19 protein-coding genes are annotated in these 19,207 nt (G+C 58.4%); 15 read left to right on the forward strand and 4 right to left on the reverse strand.

All coding sequences use genetic code 11. The annotated features are described in order from the left end of the window. Positions 1-3: 3 nt before the first annotated feature. A complete protein-coding gene (locus tag IB225_RS12635; RefSeq protein ID WP_192311571.1) occupies positions 4-2,568 on the reverse strand; it encodes an FG-GAP-like repeat-containing protein in 2,565 nt (854 codons plus the stop codon). Between the two features lie 173 nt (positions 2,569-2,741). Here IB225_RS12635 and IB225_RS12640 point away from each other — a divergent pair, with 173 nt between their 5' ends. The 10 genes from IB225_RS12640 to IB225_RS12685 all read left to right on the forward strand — a co-directional run bounded on the left by IB225_RS12640 (position 2,742) and on the right by IB225_RS12685 (position 11,785). Further along, on the forward strand, positions 2,742-3,386 hold the full coding sequence (locus tag IB225_RS12640) for a cation transporter (protein WP_192311572.1): 645 nt from the start codon (positions 2,742-2,744) through the stop codon (positions 3,384-3,386). Positions 3,387-3,886: 500 nt separating this feature from the next. After that, positions 3,887-4,216, forward strand: coding sequence for a hypothetical protein (locus IB225_RS12645; protein ID WP_192311573.1), 330 nt, complete (start codon positions 3,887-3,889; stop codon positions 4,214-4,216). A gap of 45 nt (positions 4,217-4,261) precedes the next feature. Continuing rightward, positions 4,262-4,471 carry a hypothetical protein gene (locus tag IB225_RS12650; protein ID WP_305076411.1) on the forward strand — a complete coding sequence of 70 codons (210 nt, stop codon included), beginning with the start codon at positions 4,262-4,264 and terminating at the stop codon, positions 4,469-4,471. A gap of 1,946 nt (positions 4,472-6,417) precedes the next feature. Then, complete coding sequence (locus IB225_RS12655) at positions 6,418-6,741, forward strand: hypothetical protein (protein WP_225583728.1); 324 nt, start codon at positions 6,418-6,420, stop codon at positions 6,739-6,741. 78 nt (positions 6,742-6,819) lie between these two features. Then, complete coding sequence (locus IB225_RS12660) at positions 6,820-8,133, forward strand: AAA family ATPase (protein ID WP_192311575.1); 1,314 nt, start codon at positions 6,820-6,822, stop codon at positions 8,131-8,133. A 493-nt stretch (positions 8,134-8,626) separates the two neighbouring features. Beyond that, positions 8,627-9,022 carry an H-NS family nucleoid-associated regulatory protein gene (locus IB225_RS12665; RefSeq protein ID WP_192311576.1) on the forward strand — a complete coding sequence of 132 codons (396 nt, stop codon included), beginning with the start codon at positions 8,627-8,629 and terminating at the stop codon, positions 9,020-9,022. A 124-nt stretch (positions 9,023-9,146) separates the two neighbouring features. After that, positions 9,147-9,470, forward strand: a complete 324-nt coding sequence (locus IB225_RS12670) for a hypothetical protein (RefSeq protein WP_192311577.1) — start codon at positions 9,147-9,149, stop codon at positions 9,468-9,470. 227 nt (positions 9,471-9,697) lie between these two features. Next, a complete protein-coding gene (locus IB225_RS12675) occupies positions 9,698-10,120 on the forward strand; it encodes a hypothetical protein (RefSeq protein WP_192311578.1) in 423 nt (140 codons plus the stop codon). Next, on the forward strand, positions 10,117-10,485 hold the full coding sequence (locus tag IB225_RS12680) for a hypothetical protein (RefSeq protein WP_192311579.1): 369 nt from the start codon (positions 10,117-10,119) through the stop codon (positions 10,483-10,485). Before IB225_RS12675 ends, IB225_RS12680 begins: the two co-directional genes overlap by 4 nt. Before the next feature lie 94 nt (positions 10,486-10,579). Continuing rightward, a complete protein-coding gene (locus IB225_RS12685; RefSeq protein WP_192311580.1) occupies positions 10,580-11,785 on the forward strand; it encodes a site-specific integrase in 1,206 nt (401 codons plus the stop codon). 45 nt (positions 11,786-11,830) lie between these two features. Here the strand turns inward: IB225_RS12685 and IB225_RS12690 are convergent, their stop codons facing one another. Continuing rightward, positions 11,831-12,160, reverse strand: a complete 330-nt coding sequence (locus IB225_RS12690) for a YegP family protein (RefSeq protein WP_192311581.1) — start codon at positions 12,158-12,160, stop codon at positions 11,831-11,833. Between the two features lie 876 nt (positions 12,161-13,036). Then, positions 13,037-13,402 (reverse strand): helix-turn-helix transcriptional regulator, encoded by a 366-nt coding sequence (locus IB225_RS12695; RefSeq protein ID WP_225583730.1) that lies wholly within the window; start codon positions 13,400-13,402, stop codon positions 13,037-13,039. Positions 13,403-13,567: 165 nt separating this feature from the next. Between IB225_RS12695 and IB225_RS12700 the strand changes: the two genes are divergently transcribed. After that, entirely contained in the window at positions 13,568-14,002 is a 435-nt protein-coding gene (locus IB225_RS12700; RefSeq protein ID WP_192311582.1) for a hypothetical protein, read from the forward strand. 11 nt (positions 14,003-14,013) lie between these two features. Further along, positions 14,014-14,487 carry a hypothetical protein gene (locus tag IB225_RS12705; protein WP_192311583.1) on the forward strand — a complete coding sequence of 158 codons (474 nt, stop codon included), beginning with the start codon at positions 14,014-14,016 and terminating at the stop codon, positions 14,485-14,487. Positions 14,488-14,492: 5 nt separating this feature from the next. Here the strand turns inward: IB225_RS12705 and IB225_RS12710 are convergent, their stop codons facing one another. Further along, entirely contained in the window at positions 14,493-15,026 is a 534-nt protein-coding gene (locus IB225_RS12710) for a MarR family winged helix-turn-helix transcriptional regulator (protein ID WP_192311584.1), read from the reverse strand. A 129-nt stretch (positions 15,027-15,155) separates the two neighbouring features. Here IB225_RS12710 and IB225_RS12715 point away from each other — a divergent pair, with 129 nt between their 5' ends. From IB225_RS12715 to IB225_RS12725, 3 genes are all read left to right on the forward strand, one after another. Next, positions 15,156-15,611 carry a hypothetical protein gene (locus IB225_RS12715; protein ID WP_192311585.1) on the forward strand — a complete coding sequence of 152 codons (456 nt, stop codon included), beginning with the start codon at positions 15,156-15,158 and terminating at the stop codon, positions 15,609-15,611. 152 nt (positions 15,612-15,763) lie between these two features. Beyond that, positions 15,764-16,837: a hypothetical protein gene (locus IB225_RS12720; RefSeq protein WP_192311586.1), complete on the forward strand. Its 1,074-nt coding sequence runs from the start codon at positions 15,764-15,766 to the stop codon at positions 16,835-16,837. A gap of 1,163 nt (positions 16,838-18,000) precedes the next feature. Then, positions 18,001-18,972: an HNH endonuclease signature motif containing protein gene (locus IB225_RS12725; RefSeq protein WP_192311587.1), complete on the forward strand. Its 972-nt coding sequence runs from the start codon at positions 18,001-18,003 to the stop codon at positions 18,970-18,972. Positions 18,973-19,207: the final 235 nt, after the last annotated feature.

Below are 19,207 nucleotides of genomic sequence, written 5' to 3' on the forward strand. Positions count from 1 at the left end.
GCGTCAGAGCGCCTTGCGCACCACGAAGAACCAGCTCAGGCCGCCAAGCAGGCCAAGCAGCGCTAGTAGCTTGAGTAAGACGCGATGTCGCAACGCGGGGCTGACTTCCGCATCTTCCCGCGAGCGGGCGTCATGTCGAGCGTCTGCCAAGGAGGCAGCACCGGCTCGGCTACCCATTCCCAGCGGTGGAACCAAGCCGTTTTCCTGTCCGTTCCAAGCTTGCCGGGCAATGCCCGTCGCGGCTAGTGATCCCCAGCCGCCGGAGATCAATGGCTGCGAACCGTTGGCGCGAATCATGCAGTTGCGACCCTCAAGCACCACCAGGCCGTAATTCCGGTCGGACATCGCCACGTCGCGGCAACCATCGCCATTGAGGTCGCCTACGGCCAGCGCGGGCATGGCTGAATTACCGGATTGCTCCACTTCGTATTTGATCTCGACATCCAGGCCGCCCGTCGGCAATTGCTGCATATAGCCGATGGAACTCCAGCCGTCGTGGATGACCAGCAGATCATCGCGACCGTCGTTGTTCATGTCGGCGCTCAACAGTTCTGCCGGTACATCGAAGCCGGGCCACGTCGCCACTTCGAGGAACCCGCCATCTGGCGTCTGTTTGAACTGGGCATACTTGGCCAAGGGCGTATTGTATGAATGCGCCACCACGACGTCCTTCCTGCCATCACCGTCGAAGTCGCCCAGAGCATAGCCGGGCCCCCAGAAAAGCGTCTCGGCGGGATGCCAGCGCTGGACCGGCCCGAAGTTCGATCCGGTGTCATGCGGCGTTATCTCGAATCCGCCGCGTGGGTAACCACCGACGAAGTCGCTCCAGGGACTCGTCAGGTCAAGCAAGCCATCATTGTTGACATCGGTCGCACGCAACTGGCCCCAATTCACGTTCGCTGGACGCGCACGAAAGCTCTGGCGCGCAATGCCACCCCTGCCATTTCCAAAGTAGATCAGCATGCCTACCTTGTCGTCCGGGCCGGTGCCGCCTTCGCTCTTGCCTGCACTCAGCGTGACCACATCCAGGCGGCCGTCGCGATCCACATCCAGTACCGTAAGACTCTGTACGGCCTGCGCACCAGCGGTCTGCGAGTGATAGGCCAAGCCGGGCCCCAAGCCGGAGGATGAGCCGAGAAAAACGGTAATCCCGCTCAGCGTACCGACCACCACGTCTTCGAATCCGTCGCCGTTGAAGTCGCCGGTATCCAGGCCGCTGCCAGTCCGTCCTCCGTTCGCATCACCTTCGAACGGGTAGCCTTTTGGAGACGCCAGAGTGCCATCGGGTTGCTGCACGAACAGCCAGACCCGGAGATCCTTGTCGGGCTCGACGTAAGGCCCTGACCAGCTTGAGGTAGTAAGCAGTGCGTCCTGGCGACCATCGCCGGTGATGTCGCCGATGGCCACGTGCCTGACGAAACTGCCGACACCGTAGATCTTTTGTGGTGCGAAGGCATTCAAGCCGGCGGGTGTCCGGGGCGTCGGAATGCGCGTGACTTTCCGGATGCGGTGGTTGCGGGTGTCCGCGATGTAAAGATTGTCCTGCCCATCGATCGCGATGGCTTCCGGCTCGTAGAGCAGGGCGTCGAGTGCGGGGCCACCATCCCCCCTGAATCCGGCGGGGGCACCGGTCACCATGCCGCCCTCGTCGATGGTCCTGACCACGGCATCGCCAATGATGCCGGCAGGGCTGACGACGCGTACCTGATTGCCGCTCAGGGCAATGTAGGTGTTGCCTCGCGAATCCACGGCGGCGCCCGTGGCCATGTGAATCCTGGAGCTGAGGGCCACGGGGTCGATCCGGAAGGGTCCCGCGCCAGCGATGGTCGAGATCCTGCCATCGAGACCGACGCGCCGGATGCGGTCAGTGTTGTCGACGATGTACAGCCGACCGCTACGGTCAAAGGCCAAGGCCCTGGGATTGGCCAACTGGGCGGCGGTAGCGGGGCCGCCATCGCCCGCCGACCCATACTCGCCTGTGCCTGCCACGAGTTGGAGGCCGGACGTAACGACCTTCCATATCCGCAACTGATCGAGGACATACACCTCGCCAGTGGGGCTCACCGACAGGTGGGTGGGAGATGCCAGCCCGCTGGCGACCACGCTGGTGATGACGCCATTGGGCGCCACTTTGCGGATCCGGCGATTGCCACGATCGGCGATGTACAGATTCCCTGCCGCGTCTACGGCTAGACCACTCACATCGATGCCGGCGGAGATGGTCGGCTTCCCGTCGCCGTCGTAGAGCTGCTGGCCGTTGCCGGCCACCGTGGTGATGATCCCGTTGGCGCCGATCCTGCGCACCTTGAAGGTGAAGCGTTCAGCGACGAAGACATTGCCCAGCGGATCGGCCGCCACGGCGATGGGCTCTACCAGTCGGGCCTGTGTTGCTGGACCGCCATCGCCATTGCCTGAAGCGGGATTGCCGCCGCCAGCAATGGTCGTGATGATCGGCGTGGCCGCGTATACGGACGACCACGGAAGGCAGGCGATGCCGGCCAGTAATCCACGTGCCAGCCATCGCAAGCGTGACACGCGCATGCATGAAGTCCCCTGTGCCTGTTCCATGGCGTGTCTCCCCTTGAGTGCCTTGTGGATGAACGTGGCGTTGCGCGCGCGTCGCGGCCGCATGGGCCGCAATGCTACCCGGGCGCCATCATGCATGATCCCCGGCCGGGTCGCGATGTCCGGTCGTTTGACGGCGGCAGGGATAGAATCAGGGGGCTGGTGGAGGAGGCGTCATGTCCGAATGCTGTGGCTGCGGGAAGGTTGTCGATGTCGCCGCGTTGCAGGCGAAGCAGCGCCGCGTGCTGCGCATCGTGCTGGCGATCAACCTGGTGACGTTCGCGATGATGCTGTTCGCGGCCTGGCGCTCGCATTCGTCCTCGCTGCTGTCGGGCAGCCTGGACAACCTGGGCGATGCATTGACCTACGCCGTCAGCCTGGCGGTGGTGGGTGCGTCGCTGCAGGCCAAGGCGAAGGTCGCCTTCTTCAAGGGGCTGCTGATCCTGGGCGCGGCGGTGGCGGTGGGCGTGCAGATCGCGTGGCGGCTGGCCAACCCCGCGGTGCCGCTGTTCGAAGGCATGGGCATCGCCGCCGCGCTCAACCTGGCGGCCAATGCCGTCTGTCTGTGGCTGCTGACCCCGCACCGCACGGGCGACGTGAACATGGCCTCGGCCTGGGAATGCTCGCGGAACGACATTTTCGAAGGCGGCGCGGTGCTGCTGGCGGCGGCGCTGGTGTGGGTCTTCGGGGCCGGCTGGCCCGACCTGCTGATCGCGGCCGCGCTGCTGGTGATGTTCCTGCGCTCGTCCGCGCGCGTGCTTCGCGCCGCCTGGCGTGATTTGAAAGTGAGTCCGCTGGCGACGATGTCTGCGTCGCACTGATTCCGGCGAATAGCCCGGTCGAAGAAAATTTCCTCGCTTGCGAAGCAGATAAGTTCGATGCCGAACCAGACTGGTGCGCGCGCGAGGAAAATAGCTTCGTCATCGCACAGTAACGCGTCGACGCCGAGGCGGATTTCCTCGGCATCAGACCGGTGAGGCCTTGAGCGCGAACCTTTTTTCTTCGACGTCGAAGCAGAAAGCGATGCGGTCGAAGCAGAAAGGGTCGGCGTCGAGCCTCCGGGGCTTGGCATCGAGGTTATTTACTTCGCCATCGAACAAAAAAACCTTGCGCGCGCACCTTTCTGGTTCGGAATCTCACAATAGAGGTGGGGTGCCCGGCGATTTCCCCTCGTCATCTCACCTGAGCGCGTCGACCGGGACGTCAGGTCACGGTCTTCCGGTCTCAGGAAACCGCACGTAGCGGTTCGCTGATCTGCTCCGTCTCATCCCGCGCGACGCCCCCCGACCACACTGTCCGTCACGGACCGAGGGGAGCACCGATGACGCGCATGCACTGGATGGCTTTCAGGATGTACCTGCCCACGCTGGCCTGTCTGCTGCTGGCGTTCGTGTCGACGTGGCTGCTGACCAGCGCGCCACCGACCACGTTCCTTGCACCGCTCGGCGACACGCTGCGCTGGATCCCGTATGGCCTGCTGGGACTGGCCGCACTGCTGGGCGTCATCGCCAGCGTCCGCCTGCTGCGCTGGGAAACCGGCGATGCATTGATCTGCCTGTGCGGTGGACTGCTGGGCAGTGAACGGCAGGGACGGTTTGGTGTGTATCGGAAGTGCGCCACGTGTGGGCGGAGCCATGCGTTGGCGCGGTAGGGTGGCAAGCGGCGGGCGGATCGCGGGATCAGGCCATAGGTTGGGGTGAGCGAAGCGAACCCCAACACACGGGCCGGTTCTGGCAACGCCTGGTTGCCGATGATGTACGTGCACATCAACCCGGTGAAGCATGGGCGCATGGCGCAGGCATCGGACTGGCCGTACAGTTCGATCCACCGCTACATCGCGCGTGGCCTGATGCCAGCGGATTGGGCGGCTCAGGTGAATCAGGCTTTACATGCAGGTGAAGGCTGAGGACGTTGGGGTTCGCTTTGCTCACCCCAACCTGTGGTCTGAGTTGAGAGGGGGCATGGAATGAGGTTATGGCTATTTCTATTCGCTATTTCCTTGGCGCCAGCCTGCGATGCGCAAGGTGGAAGTGGGGACTGCCATCTGACGAAGGATGCTCTTGCTAGGGCGATCTCTCAAAGCGCTTCCTGGAATCTGGTCGAGGGTGGCCAGTGGAGTGAGTTAGGAGGCGTTGAATCTAACGGACCACGCGTTTGTGTTTTCCATTACAAGGCAGTGGCCGGGTCTGGCGAACGAGGTTTAGACAGGTTGGTCGTGTTTCGCGTGGGCGGCAGATACTTGGGCTCGTATCGAGTGACGGCGCCGAAGAAGATTGACATTGTTGGCAATCATGTTCGCGTCCAGTCTTCCGACACCAGGTTTGACTTGATTGATTTTGGTTCTGGGGAACTGCCGAACAGCATTTTCGTGGACGGTGAGATGATTCCCGTAACGCGTTGACGCGTGAGTCGGTGGACGCACTTCCCAGGTCATAGGTTGGGATGAGCCTGCGAATCCCAGCATGCCGTGATGATGGTGCGCCACGGAGTGTCGGCGTAGCGCTCGGTCTGGCGTCGTGAGACTGGGTGGCTTGGTTGTATCAGGCTCTACAGTCGACTGAAGGATGACGATGTTGGGGTTCGCTTTGCTCACCCCAACCTATGGTCTGCAGAGGCGGTGGGTTGTAACTGCGCATGTCCAAAGAAGTGACGAGGATCGAATGATGAGGTTGGCCCTTCTCTGCATGTTTCTTTCTCTATCGCCGGTAGTCGCATGCCCCCAAGACTCTTGGGTGGAACCTCTCGCGCGCGATCATGCTCAAATGCGGTTGGAGTGGCTTGACGCTGAATCAATCAAAAGAGTCGACGATGCGGATAGGCTGCGTGCCATTGAGTTATTGACGTCCAGGCAGTCGCTGTCGTTGACGGGGCGTGAGCTGGTGAAGTTGCTTCCGCGCAGCGGATCGGATGTGGACCCGTCGCAGCGGTACTTGCTGCTCAGGGCAACGACGGATAGCTATAACAACTCATATTCGCTCGGATTCGATGGAGCCTCTGCATATTCCGTTTTCGTCCCGCTTGGCGTATGCCGAGAACTGATGAATACCGCGGTGATAGTGAAGTCCGAACGCACGGCGGATAGTGTTCATGTACTTTGCGCGCCAACCATCTAGGACCATGGGTTGGAGTGAGCCTGCGAACTCCAACGTTGGGGCGTCGGAAGAAATGCGATGTCGGGGGTTGCGTCGTTCACCCCGACTTGTCGTGCGGCGAGAATTGACAACGATGAGGGTGAAGCTTGTTTGTGAGTTCTTGCTAAGGCGACTCTTAGGCGGGTGGGGGTGTCCCCTCCAAACCCCAGCTTTCCCACCCCCGGGCTTCCCAACGGCTTATCGCCCCATCCGCAACACCCCCGCATTGACCCGCCCCCACCCCAACCCCTAAAATTCGCGGCTCCGCCGGAATAGCTCAGTTGGTAGAGCGGCGCATTCGTAACACTTCCGGGAATACACCCGAATCGGCGAAAATTGCTAGATTGCACAAGGCCCGCAAATGCGGGCCTTTGTTTTTTCAGGTGTTTCCAGTCAATACGGATGATATGCGTCCAAGCGCAGAATCGACGTTTGGGGCGTAAGTTGGCTTAGTTCCGGCTTCGGCCACTTGACTGCTTCCGGCCCCAAAGCGGACATCCGTCGGGGGCGCACGCTCTGCACCCTGCGGGGTCCGGTTATACATCGGCTTGTTAGTCGGACCGAGCGGCCCTAAGATCGATCTGCATCAAGGGGATAGCCCATCACACGGTGCGCTAAGGGTAACTCGCACAACCGGACGCAGGGATCTGGCTATTAGGTAGTGGCCCTACAAGGAGAGATCATGAGATCAGATGTAAGAGCTTGTGCCGCATACGTCGCAATGCGACTGATCTCGGGCCGCGACGCGTCGGCTGTCTACGACTACTCTGTCTCCGGGTACGTCAGCATTGATGGGCCGATTACAGCAACAAACGTTGACGTATACGACTACAGCCGCGGCGCGCATTTCGGCGGCAATGGGTCCGGCGGCCGATTTAGCTTGTACGACTATGGCCACTCACACCATATCGATCTTCAGATCAGCGGCAACAACTACGAGGGATATGACTATGGATCGTCGTGTCACTTTAGCGGAACAGTCAACGGCACATCCACATCACTCTACGACTATGGCAGCAGTGGATACTTCGACTACTCGTTGTAGGTCTAACTATTAGTTCAAGCCGAGCCCGTTTAGGGGCTCGGCTTAATCCGGGTGTCGGACCACTACATTGGAGATTGTGTGTACTCGTACGATCAGAAGCCGAACACCCAGTTTTCTGACGCCGCTCAGGCGAGCATTCAGGCAATTCGCGAGTCGGAGTACTCGGTGCTCGTTGGTCGCAACAATTGCGGCAAATCGTTCTTTCTCAAGAATCTGGCTCAGCAGTGGGGAGTCAAGGCGTCGTACATAGGGCCGGCCCGCTACCAGAATTTCAATGTACTCGGAAGCTACGCGCCGAACCGGAATCGGTTGAACGAGCGATACAGCCAGTTCTTGAACATGTTCACGCAGCAACAGCAGAACATGGACAACTCGCCGATCAACCTTCAGCAAGCAGTTGCCGAGCTGTCCGATGTCCAACGCGCCAAACTAATAGAGATTGTCGACCTCTTGCTGGGGGCAAAGCTAGAGATCTTGCATACCGTCGCTGGCAACTCGATGTCCCAGCAGTACATCTCATGCAACGGCCACAATCTTTCGTACACAAGCTCTGGCTTTCGACTTATCGCTACTCTACTCACGAGTCTTCTTGACACGGAATACGACACGTTTCTCATTGACGAACCGGAACTTGGCATTAGCCCAGAAGCACAGGGCGTGCTTGCCGACTTCCTGTTTGATCGCCAGCACCGTGAACGCTTCTTCTCGCACATCCGCACGATTGTCTTTGCCACCCATTCTACTGTCTTCCTAGACCGTCGAAACGTGAGCAATAACTACATGGTTTCGAAGGTTGGCGACATCATTGACGTTGATCGAGTCGCGACACAGGCAGAACTAAACAAAATTCACTTCTTTTTGCTCGGCAACCGATTCGAGACTCTGTATTTGCCTTCGGCAATCGTCCTCGTCGAGGGAAAAACTGACCACAAGTTCATTGAGAGAACTGCGGCCCTAAGGTTTCCTACTGCACAGATCAGCGTCATCCAGGCCAACTCCGATTCGCGAATTAAGGAAGTCCTTAACATCGCGAAGGGAATTTTCGGAGACCTGCAGAAGAGCCCGTACAAGGATCGCGTCTTCGTGGTTCTTGATGCAGTTCATGGGGCTGGACTCCCCGAGCAATTACAGCAAATGGGGATTGAGCGCGCCAACGTCGTTAAGTGGCCCCTCAACGGCATTGAGTACTACTACCCGCCATCTATCATCGAGTCCGTTTACGGCATAGGCGGCGAACTACAGATTTCTGGCGACATAATTTCCAAGAACGGCATTTCGTACACGAAGAACGAATTGGCAGATAAGGTTTGTGCCGTACTAACGCCAGCCACGGCTCATCATCCAGACTTCCAGAATCTGCTCCTTGAGCCCCTTAACGCAATACTGGTCTAACAATTCGTCCAAACAGACTCCACTCCGTGGCGCCGCTTAACTCAGACGATGCTTGATGTCCGCTTCTGGCTCGCAGGCGATTGGCGAGCTGATCGAGCCAACAGATCTGGGAGTGTCGAGGCGGAACGCTTCTGTCGTTGAGTGGTGGGGAGGCGTCGACCCGATGGCTAACGGACATTGTGATCGCTGCAACAGCATCGAGACCGACCCCGGCCGGAACTGGCCGCCTATGCATATGAATCGAACTGTCGCGGGTCGGGATGACAGTGGGGCGGTGCTTGAAGTGTTCGAGTGCGAGGACTGTCCTGCCACTTGGCGCCGGCGGTGGAGTAGGGAAGCGCGGAGCATTGGCTGGCGCCTCATGGCGTAATCGTCCGAGGCGGGACCCGACAAGGCCTTATCGCTTAGGACGCCGGTGGCTGGCGCTTGCGATCCGATAGAATCTGCCCGAGAGTCACCTTTCAAGTTCGCAATAGCACAAGGTATCAGCTGAATGACCAAACCAACCCTCGACTCCATCGCAACGGCTAAGGCCAAATTGGAGGAGGAACTCCGCAAGCTGGAAGAACAGGAAGTGCAGTTACGGCAGCAACAGTCAGCTGACGCGTATACCGAGATCATGGGCTTGTTGGCCCAATACGGGGCATTGTTCACAGCCAAGCAAAAGGCCGAGATCATTGCGGCCATCGGTGCGAGCAGCCCAAGTCGACCCAAGAAGGCTGCTGTGACCAAGGAGGTCGCGCCCAAGTACTGGCTGCCGCACTCTGGGGAGACATGGACCGGACGCGGACGTCCGCCCCGCGCGTTCACGGCTTGGGAAGGGACGGCAGCCTACAAGGAATGGAAGGCAAAGCATCCCAACGAGAAGTTTCCGAAGTTCCCAGGATAAAAGTCTAGAGGCAACCAGTATGAGAAAGCGCCTAATTGCATTGCGGGGGAAAAGTAATGTCGGGAAGACCACGGCTTTGCATAATTTGAATCGGCTGCTTCTGTCAGAGCCAACGGCAAAGACCGTGAAGTTTCAGAAGTACGGTCACAAGCTGGACTTCTCCACCATCATAGATTTCAAAGGAAACCGTGTTGGTATTGTAAGTCGGGGAGATGTTGCCGAGGACCTTGACGACTTCATGTCGGAACTTGAGTCGAATAGTTGCCGCATCATCGTATGCGCAGCGCGAACTAAAGGCGAGATCGAGGGCGTGCTAGCTTTGTACGCACGTCGATACGAGGTGATAGAGGTCAAGAAGTTCGAGTGTATGGAAGGCTACTATGATGCTTCAAACCTTGAGGCAGCCCACCAGCTTGCAGCGTACGTCTATGGATCGATGGTCCCATAGTCATGTGGCGATGGATGGGATGGCGCTTCTGTCCCGTTTCACTTTGTCCTAGGAGAGGACGTCATCCGTTGCTGCCGCGCTCTGGCGCAAACAAGATTAGCTGTAGTTTCCTCGTCATGCTGGCGGACTGAAAGGCAATCGCGTTTTCTTCCGTTGGGAGATACGGCTCATCGCATTGCATGTGGACGTACGTGTGCTTGTTTTATCAAATCTGTGGGTGGAAGGACATGACTCAGGAAGATCAGGCGCCTGACGATGTGGGCGCACAGCCAGTCGATGCGGCCGAGAAGCCGAAGAAGGATGCGTTGTCTTCACTCGACCTTGAGGTGAAGCTTACGGACTTGAAGCACCTTGGCGTACAGAAGCTAGTTCTTGATCGGCTTAACAAGGCAGAGTCGAGAATAAGGGTGCTGGAGGAAACAGCCGTTGGTTTCAATGATCTGCGCGTTAAGCATGCTAAGGAAGAGGCGAGGGTGGATCACCTTCTGGAAGCAGATCTGTTGCAATCGGTAATGCTTGCGTTCGGATCGTTAATTGTTGGTTTTCTTCCTGCGCTCTGGGGGAATGAATTGTATGCTTCGCTCGCAGTGATTCTGGGCGGAGCACTGGTGCTTGGAAGCGTCAGTTCTAAAAGGAGGTCCCGGAAATGAGCCTGTCGATTGAATCCTTCACGGGTGAGGGGGACTTGAAGAATGAGCGCATTCTTATACGAGCCAATGATGAAGTGGATATTGGTGACTATGTTTTGATGCGCTCTAAAAAGAATCTGAGTGGGGATGCGACTTCAGGTCCAAAGAGCGCCTTTTGGTTTCCGGACGTTACAATTAATAAGGGAGATTTGGTTGTTGTTTACACAAGGGCCGGAAACCCAAGCGTAAAGAGGTTGAAAAGTGGAGTAGACGCCCATTTTTTCTATTGGCGTAAAGAACGGCCTATATGGGGTAAGGAGGATGCAAACATTGCGGTTCTTCTGGAAGCTCCTCATTGGGAGTCAAGGGCGCCCAGCTACGACTGATTTTGGCCGCTTCTGGATGCGGACCATCCGTATCCAATCACCGTAAGCCGGGCCATCCTACGCTCTGGGCATCGACCCTACATCGGTGCCCAGTATGCGTATCACCCTGACAAAGCGTCTAGTCGCCCAAGCGCAGCCCCAGCCCAAACCCTACGAGATGCGGGACATCCTCGTTAGGGGATTGATCCTGCGTGTCCAGCCCAGTGGGCACAAAGCGTGGGTCGTCACCTGGCAGCATGGCAAGCGCCGTACGCTCGGTTCGATTGAACACCTCACGCTGGAGCAAGCTCGGGCGCACGCGGCTCAGGCCGTCGCTGAGGCCGTTCAGCAGCGTTTGCCAGCCCTGGCGACTATCAAGCAACGGGCCTGCACCCTGCGCGAGTTCCTTGACGACCACTACGCCCCTTGGGCTGCTACTGAGCTACGCCGGGGTAGCAAGTACGTCATGCGGATCAAGACGCACTTTGCTGATCTATTGGACCGCTCCATGTCCGACATCGACGTAGCGACGATCAATCGCTGGTGGTCCGATCGCCTGACGCCCGTAGACGGCAAGCGTGCCGTTGAACGCATCACGGCCCATCGGGACTTTTCGACGCTACGGGCTGCAATGTCATACGCAGTGGAATGGCGCTTGTTGGATCGCAACCCGTTGCTGGGGATGCGCCAGAAGTCGGTACAGGGCCGCAAGGTGGTCCGATTCCTGTCGCCTGATGAAGAGTCCCGGCTACGGGCTGCGCTTACAGCGCGCGATAAGCGGGGTGTGCAGGGCAGGGCGAACGCAAATGCCGACCGTAGGCGCTACGGACAAGCAGTACTGCCCGATCTGCCCCAGAACGGGTACACGGACCATCTGACGCCTGTAGTACTACTTGCGATGAACACCGGCATGCGTCGGGGTGAACTGCTTTCGTTGGAATGGTCTGATATCGACCTTGGGGCTAAGATCATCACGGTACAAGCCCGCAAAGCCAAAAGCGGCAAGCAGCGTCATATCCCCCTGAACGCCGAGGCATTACGTGTCGTGACCCGGTGGCGCGAGCAATGCGAAGGGCTGGGGCAGGTGTTCGAACCGCAGGACGTCAAGAAGGGCTGGGGTGCTTTGCTGACAGCAGCCAAGATCACGGGGTTCCGGTTCCATGACCTGCGGCATCATTTCGCCAGCAAGTTGGTCATGGCTGGCGTGGACTTGAACACGGTCCGTGAGCTATTAGGCCATTCGGACATCACGATGACCCTGCGTTATGCCCATTTGGGGCCGGAACATCTAGCAGCAGCGGTCGAGAAGCTTGCTGCGTAGAGACTGGCTGACAGTGGAGTCCGTCAGCCAGTGTCCAGCGTGCAGCTAGGTCTGATCGTCTACTGGTGCTGTCGGTCCATTCACCTTGACGGACGCGATGCCACCTTCGCGAGCCGCCGTAGTCGAGTATGTCTCGCTGGTGCCGATCCGCTCACCATTGGCTGCTTTCAGGTTGAACATCGGGCTGCCGTTTGACGCGTTCTTGCGTTCGTACCGTTCGTCGTACGGCGAGTTGTTCTTAACGGACTGGATGCCCCCTTGGGCTCCGGCCTTTGTTGTATACAACTCGCTGGTGAGGATGGTCTCGTTGTTTCCCGCTTTCAAGACGAATCGGAACTGCGTGCCTGACCGACTAAGAACATATCGTGCTGCCATAGAGTTTTCTCCCTTACCAAGGTAGATGGTCGATGGGCCCGGCGAGCTCCATCACTGTGTTCGTCTCTTCCACGCTGTACACCGATAGATGCATGCATTCACCCGCCCAGATAGTTACGCCCATAACGGTGACCATTGTCTTTCCGTCGTCATAGCGGTCTAGGAGCCCTCCCGCCATTTTGTTGCGGGCCTTAAGCCGAGTGGCGCCAGTCGTTGTATGGATAAGATGGGTTGCTCCATCCATGCAGAAGCTGAGCTCTCCCAGCCTTGCTAGATAGCCAGATACCCCGCTTGGAACGGAAATGCCAGTTTTCATTTCGTTCTCCCTCTGAGTCGTGATCTTCAAGGTCTACCGAGGCCAACTGTCTATGGGTCCGGCTTGTGTTACATACGTAGTTGCCGGCTCGACGCTATATACCGAGAGATGCATGCACTCCGGCCCCCAGCCGGTGATCCCCATTACAGTGACCGGTGTCTTGCCGTCTTCGTATGCTTTGAGTTGTTCGTCGGCCTGTTTGTTTCGCGGTTTGAGCCTGGTTGCTCCTGTGAGCGTGTGGATTAGGTGCGTTACACCATCCATGCAGAAGCCGATTGGCTCTGCTTTGCTCAGGTAGCCAGTTAGGCCCAAGGGCACTTCAACGTTTGTAACCATGGTCCACCCCTCCCGGGTACAAGGTGGACGCCAAGGAGTCGGCGATTGGTCGATTCAACGAGGGCCCACGACCCGGCTAACGCTCGGGGATTGCGACTGCGGCCAGGTAAATAAGTGAATCTGACCGCTGGCGTTTGGACGCACTCAGCGATCAGGTAAGTAGAGCTGTCGCCATTCCAGTGACGAATCAATACTGCCTTGTTAGGGCACCAGTAGTCACCGCGTCACGAACTCGACGTGTCAGGAAGATCCTCGTCCTTCCCCAAGTTCAGCGCTGCGGCCGTCTTGCCCAGCACAGCACGCCGTTCGGCTGGCAGCTTCCAATAGTCGAGAATCAGCTTGGCCAGCTGATCGTCATCAGCGAACAAGTACGCCACGGGCACATCAAGCGCCTTTGCCATTTCGGCAGCTGATTCCATGTCAGCACGGTTGACCTGCTGTTCGTATCGATTGACCCGAACCGCACCCTTGTTCTTGGCCTGATCTTTATCCACCAGAGCCCCCAGCGCGCGCTGCGAAAGGCCCCGCATTGCACGGGCTTCCTTCAAGCGCTTGGCGAATGTCGCCGTGATCGTGTCGGGGTGGGACAAGCGGAGGTAACGGTGTATGAACCTTCGAAAGCATGACCCATGTACTCCGCTGGTAACATCCATTACCGTATCGGTATATAGCATTCCATGGGGGTGCAACCGGTCGCAAGGGGATGCTGCGACGACCGGCTAAGCCCTTGATCCGTCGACCAAGGGGGTCTGCCTATGAAGCGTTTCGCCGTGTTCTGCTTGATACCTGTGCTGGTTGCAGCCTGTGCCACCAGCCCTGTCGCCCTGACCGATGCCAAGCCGGTCCCAGCTGATCGTGTGTTCGCCTACGGGCAGCCCATCGAAGGTCCCAGCGGACAGCTGGTCGTCGTGCGCGATCAGGGCGCATTCGGTGCTCCTTGTCCCATCGCCCTGTACGTGGACGGGGTCATCGCAGCCCACTTCCGGACTTCCGAAGTGCTGACCGTCCACCTGACACCAGGTCAGCACGTCATCGGAGCCGGTCCGTCGGGTAGTGGCATGTGCTCGTGGAGCAACGAAGCAGCCCATCGCCGTGAGATAGCCCACACGGTCGAAGCTGCCACCCAAGCCAAGATGCGCCTGTCCATCACGCAGCAGGGCTTGTACCAGATCACGCCTACGGGCTTCTAAGGGGACATGCCGTGAACTTCGGAAAGCTCGGCTTGGTGTTGTTCCTGGTCGGATTCGTCATCGCTGCCGGTGCCGGCATGAACTGGATGCGGCTGGACGGTCGCTCAACGTACGCCAGTGTCGGCGCGATCCTCGCCAACAACCCGTATGACAGGATGGAGAAGCAGGTGCTCGGTCTATCCCTGCGCGACGACAAAGACACGATGAAGCTGTGGATGATCGGAGGCTCCATCGCTGCGGTGCTGGGGCTGGGCATCATCTTCGCAGCTGGTGGTGCTACCCCTGCGACCCGCACATGTCCCAAGTGTGCCGAATCCGTGCGAGTGGCTGCTGTCGTCTGCAAGCACTGTGGAGCCGAACTGCAGCCAATAGATTCCGATCCAGACTACCCGGCCAACGATGCCGGGCAGGGCGACCGAAAGTATTCCTACAGGGCGCTGGCGAAGGCTGCGGAAGATGCGGAACGTGCCGCACGAGGCAAGTAGGGCCGCTACTTCGCCGGTTGACCTCGATACTTGATCGCCAAGCTACGCGTCTTGTGCAGGCGCAGCGACTTCAGATACTGCTCGGCCCTTGCATCTAGGGCGCGCTGATCGAACTTATCGTTCAATGCCCCCAGCGCGCTGAACAGGTCAGCGCGCCGCTTGCTGGACACGGTCCCGAACCAGACATCAGCGATGTCATCCCAACCGACCAAACCCTGATACATCGCTTGTGTGCCTAGTTTGGTCAGGTGCATGGCAACCGCCTTGCTGTCCAACTGGTCCTGATCTGGCTCGACGTAGCCGATTCGAACCAGTCGACCCATCAGTACCGACATCGAACCATTGGTGAGCCCCAGCTGCTCGCCAAGGCGAGCACGGGTGCGCTCTATCGGATGCTTGGCCCGTGATATGCCAATCAGCGCCTGCAACCCAGTCAGGGTCAGATCAAGTGGTTTGAGCCTGCGTTCCATGTCCCGGTGCAGCCGGTTGTAGAACAGGAACAGGCTTTCGAGGTCACTGTGTTCGGCGCGGACTGTCATGGCTCGCATGATAGTTTGAATTCAACTATTCCACCATATTTCAGGCGCGCACCATTTCCTCGCCGGCAGCAATCACGCGGCCGGACCGGCGACCACAGGGTCGTCGTCACACACCACGAGGAATTTCCAGTGACTACACAATTTGATATCACCCGTCTCAAGTGCCTGATGGACGCTCGCGCCATCGCTCCAGCTGTTGGGATGCTGGCAGAAGAAACGATTGCCCGCGAGCTAATTCCTGCCGATCTGGTACTGAAAGATCAAGAGTGTCGGCATGACGCGCATCCCGACTCAAAGTCGCTGACGCCCTTCCAAGCTGCCGAGGTGCTGGGCGAGGCATTGGAAAAGTACCTGCCGGTTGAATACAAGGGCAAGTATGACCCGAAGTTTGCGCCGACACGCACTGTCATCGATCTGTGGAAGTTGCGTCAGTTGATTGACTTGCTCGGACTGCCTTATGAGCTCTATGTGGCTACTGCAGCAGCTTACGTTGGCAAGCCCAAGGGGCGAGCTCCCCGCCTGTCCCAGCTGATGCACCGTGACGTGATCGCCCACGTTGCCCGTGAATGGGCAGGTCGTAGCTAACCCCGTTGTATTGGGTCCGTAGCTGATTTGCGCAGATCGCTACGAACTGAAAACGACCGATAGGCGCCTATCGGTTCCTTCTCTTCCCGCCCATTCCTCTGGACCAACCGGAGTCCGTCGTTGATCGCGGGCCTATGAAAGATTGAACATCGATGAAAACCAAAGTAACCAAGCCAAAGAAGCCAAAGAAGCAAGGTCGCCCACGTAGGAAGTCCGCGCAGGAAATAAAGGCGGCCGTCAAGCGGGCAGGTGAACTTTCGGCAATCCTGTGGATGCCGGATTCCCCCGAACGGCAGCTGGCAGACGCAATGTTCCAACGAACCTACATCAATAAGGACCTACTGGCGAAGGAGCCGTCCGTACAGCAGACCGTTTGGCCCGAATACGGATACATGACGCCACTGGAGCGCACGCATCGCTTTGGTCAAGAGTACATTGCGGCCTATCGTCGCCAATGGGCGCTTACAGACCCTCACCAAGCAAGGAAGGCGAAGCCTCTGTATCCGAACCTCGGGGGAAACGATATTGGCGATATGAATTGCCTCTGGAAGGCGCGGCAGGCTGCCGATGAGCGTGGAATACCGTATGACCTGTTCCTAGATGCACTGATGGCTCGCAAAGTAGGTACCAAGCAGGAACTGCATCTGCCGCGGCCCAATCAGCTTCTGTCCGACAAGTTGATGGAACCGCGACTTCGCTGCTTACCTAACCATCAGCAGGTCTCTGAACGCCTTCTAGGTCCATCGTGGGATCGGCGGTTCTTCCATCCTAGGGATCAGGACGACCCCGTGCAGGCGGCGGCCATGAAGCTACTGCGGATCGACGTGTTGATGGCACCTTCGCCGAAAGATCGGCTTGCAAAGTATCTAGGTCAACGCGGGCTACTTAGCACCTGGAGTGCACACAGCGTGTTTGCTGACAATGGTGATCTCGTCGACGAGGCACTAAAGTTGGTGAAGGCGCCGATTGAGCCGACTGATGATGTTGTTGAATATCGCCCCAAGTGTTTCGGGAACCGAAACCCCGAACTTCCCGATATCTGCGGGAAGTGTCCTGTCACCAATGAGTGCAAGGCTTACAAGATCAAAGTAGCTCACGCGCTGCGCAAGAAGACCGGCACCAGTGACCCAAGGCTTGAGCGCCGTCGCCAGTTGGATCGCGAGCGCCAACGCAAGCGTCGAGAAGGCCTTCGCAACGGTGCTGTCACGCACCCCTTAAAAGCGTAAACCAAGCAAGATCTACATCCTCTGCTTCGCAGAAGATATAAATCTTATACGGCGAGGCTCCGTAAAGCGTGGCACGGACCATCGGTTCTCGGGCCTTCGGCCCTCGTCCCTTCGGTCCGTGTTCGCGCCTTCGGCGCGAAGTATTTATACCGGTACCGGTGATGAGAAAGATAACCTCATCCCAAAACAATGGGGGCGCACAGCCTTCGGTGTCATCGGGGCCTTCGGCCCCTTCGACACCTCTCGGCTGTGCATGCGGGGGCCTTGCCCCCGCAACTGATAAAACCATATCCCGGGATCACATCAATTGGGAACACAGCCGGCTCCGAGTTTGATGTCTACTTCCGGGATGCCGTCAAAAACGCACCCAATAGCTCTAGGAGCTCAATGCGGCTTTTCAAGCTGAATGCGTCCGCGTTTTCTCGTGTCGCGCGTAGAGGGCCGGATATTGCGTTCTAGATATAAAGTTCTCGGGCGGGTTTTGAGCCTGACGGATACCCATACCAAGCCCAAAGGAACCCCATGCTTGCGGGAAGCATGCTGCAACGTTGCAACTTGACTATGCGGCAGCATTTGCTGTGGCAGCCAAGCCGGTCAAGCTCTGCCCGAAACACTCGGTCCTGTATGAAGTGCTAGGCCGTGTTTCGCCTTACACAAGCGGCGTTGTCTGTCACGTCCTAAAGTTTACCTGCGACGCTTGCGTCGCTTTGGCTTGCCGGGATGCTTGGGCGGTTCCGGTGGCTCAGCAACCCAAACCCTGGGTTCGCCTACAGGCAGCGCGGGCAATCCAGCTCGTCGAGGCAATGCGGCTATCTCGGCCCGCAATCGATCCAAGTTCATCCGGGCCCATCGCTCGATCATCCGCTTGCCGTGTGCAACGGTAGGGGATACGCCAGTACAGCGCATCCCGGGTTTCCATTCCCTGTGTCGATTCACATGGACCAGCCAGTCTCCCGGTACACGCTTGGATATCAGGGCTACCTCGCGGCCGTCGATCTTCAACCAATGCTGGTCGTACCGTTCCAAGTAGGTCCAGCCCATGGGTTCTTCGTCCATGCGGTCATCGTACGTGGCCTAGTCACATTAACTGCGACAAGGGGGCTGAAGGTGACGACGAGGAACTCCCCCGGTATCGTTCTGGAGTCCACTTGGAGGGGTACGTAATGGCAGAAGCGGGAACTGGCTGGAACGACCGCGAGCTTGCTGCAGCTGTTGTTGCCTATCGAAAGATGCAGGAGCTTGATGCATCGGGCGTCTCGTACAACAAGAGCAAGGTCTATAGAGACTTGGGGGCTACGTTCGGGCGTGATGCCGGCGCGTTCGAGCGGAGGATGCAGAACATATCCGCTGTGCTATCTGATATGGGTCGGCCGTGGCTGAAGGGGCTCGCTCCTCAAGCCAACGTGGGTCCTCGGGTCATGCCGAAGCTACGTAAATTGCTTGAACCGAATGCCATAGCGCCATATCACGCGAAGCTCCCAGCGATGCGGCAGTGGCTGATCGAAGTTGCACGTGTAGCCGACACAACGACCTATGGTGCTTTGATGGCTGGTTTCTCCCTGGATCGGTTCAATCTTCGCGCGGCATTGGGCGCACTTGGGCACGAAGCGCATCGAAGGGGCGAGCCGATCCTTACGGCGCTGGTGGTCAATGCGGCCACAAGACGTTGTTCTGCCGGCCTTGAAAGAGAGTTTGGCGTGGTTGACGACGATGCTGAGCGTCAAAGGCTTTACCAGTACTGGCGTCGAACCCCAGATACGTCGATGACCGACCTTGAGCCCGAAGACAATTCGCTAGGGCAGCGTGCGAGCAAGTTTTCTAGGCAGGCTGTTCGCCCGGAACAAGTGGCTTTCCGGAAGCGTGTCTTCCTTGCCAGCAATGGCATGTGTACGGTCAGCGGGTGCAGCATTCCGCGCGCTCTTGATGCCGCTCATATCAAGGGCAGGGATTGGCGCAAGGGGCACAACAAAGCCAGCGACGGTCTTCTGCTACGGAAGGATCTGCATGCGCTCTACGACTGCGGGCTGCTGGAGATCGACAAGGCGGGTGTCGTGTCATTGGGAGATGCTGCTCGGGACCACTATTGCAGCTACGAAGGGAAGCCCATTGCTACGGTGGCTAAGGCGAAGAAGTAGGCTGTGCACCAGGCGCTCTCAATGACGCCTGGTGAGTCTCGGACGCTTCTGCGCTGTCAGCCTAGCGGTTGACCGGGGAGCCAGCCAGGCAGCGTCCCTCGCAGCTGTGGAGATAAGTCGGTCCCGGCTTAAGGGATGTCACCCAAGACGGGCAGGGGCGCTGGGTCGCTACGGTAGTGCTTGATCCGCAAGGGGATCAGTGTCGGACCCAGCCACAGGGGCGACGCATGGTCAA

The organism is Pseudoxanthomonas sp. PXM02 (assembly GCF_014851805.1).
GTDB lineage: Bacteria > Pseudomonadota > Gammaproteobacteria > Xanthomonadales > Xanthomonadaceae > Pseudoxanthomonas_A.

Bases quoted from the DNA above. Each gene is read 5' to 3' on its own strand.
- IB225_RS12685 (WP_192311580.1), top strand. From the start codon at position 10,580: ATGCGTATCACCCTGACAAAGCGTCTAGTCGCCCAAGCGCAGCCCCAG.
- IB225_RS12680 (WP_192311579.1), top strand. From the start codon at position 10,117: ATGAGCCTGTCGATTGAATCCTTCACGGGTGAGGGGGACTTGAAGAAT.
- IB225_RS12720 (WP_192311586.1), top strand. From the start codon at position 15,764: ATGAAAACCAAAGTAACCAAGCCAAAGAAGCCAAAGAAGCAAGGTCGC.
- IB225_RS12640 (WP_192311572.1), top strand. From the start codon at position 2,742: ATGTCCGAATGCTGTGGCTGCGGGAAGGTTGTCGATGTCGCCGCGTTG.
- IB225_RS12635 (WP_192311571.1), bottom strand. From the start codon at position 2,568: ATGGAACAGGCACAGGGGACTTCATGCATGCGCGTGTCACGCTTGCGA.
- IB225_RS12700 (WP_192311582.1), top strand. From the start codon at position 13,568: ATGAAGCGTTTCGCCGTGTTCTGCTTGATACCTGTGCTGGTTGCAGCC.
- IB225_RS12655 (WP_225583728.1), top strand. From the start codon at position 6,418: ATGCGACTGATCTCGGGCCGCGACGCGTCGGCTGTCTACGACTACTCT.
- IB225_RS12665 (WP_192311576.1), top strand. From the start codon at position 8,627: ATGACCAAACCAACCCTCGACTCCATCGCAACGGCTAAGGCCAAATTG.
- IB225_RS12710 (WP_192311584.1), bottom strand. From the start codon at position 15,026: ATGACAGTCCGCGCCGAACACAGTGACCTCGAAAGCCTGTTCCTGTTC.
- IB225_RS12675 (WP_192311578.1), top strand. From the start codon at position 9,698: ATGACTCAGGAAGATCAGGCGCCTGACGATGTGGGCGCACAGCCAGTC.
- IB225_RS12645 (WP_192311573.1), top strand. From the start codon at position 3,887: ATGACGCGCATGCACTGGATGGCTTTCAGGATGTACCTGCCCACGCTG.
- IB225_RS12725 (WP_192311587.1), top strand. From the start codon at position 18,001: ATGGCAGAAGCGGGAACTGGCTGGAACGACCGCGAGCTTGCTGCAGCT.
- IB225_RS12690 (WP_192311581.1), bottom strand. From the start codon at position 12,160: ATGGCAGCACGATATGTTCTTAGTCGGTCAGGCACGCAGTTCCGATTC.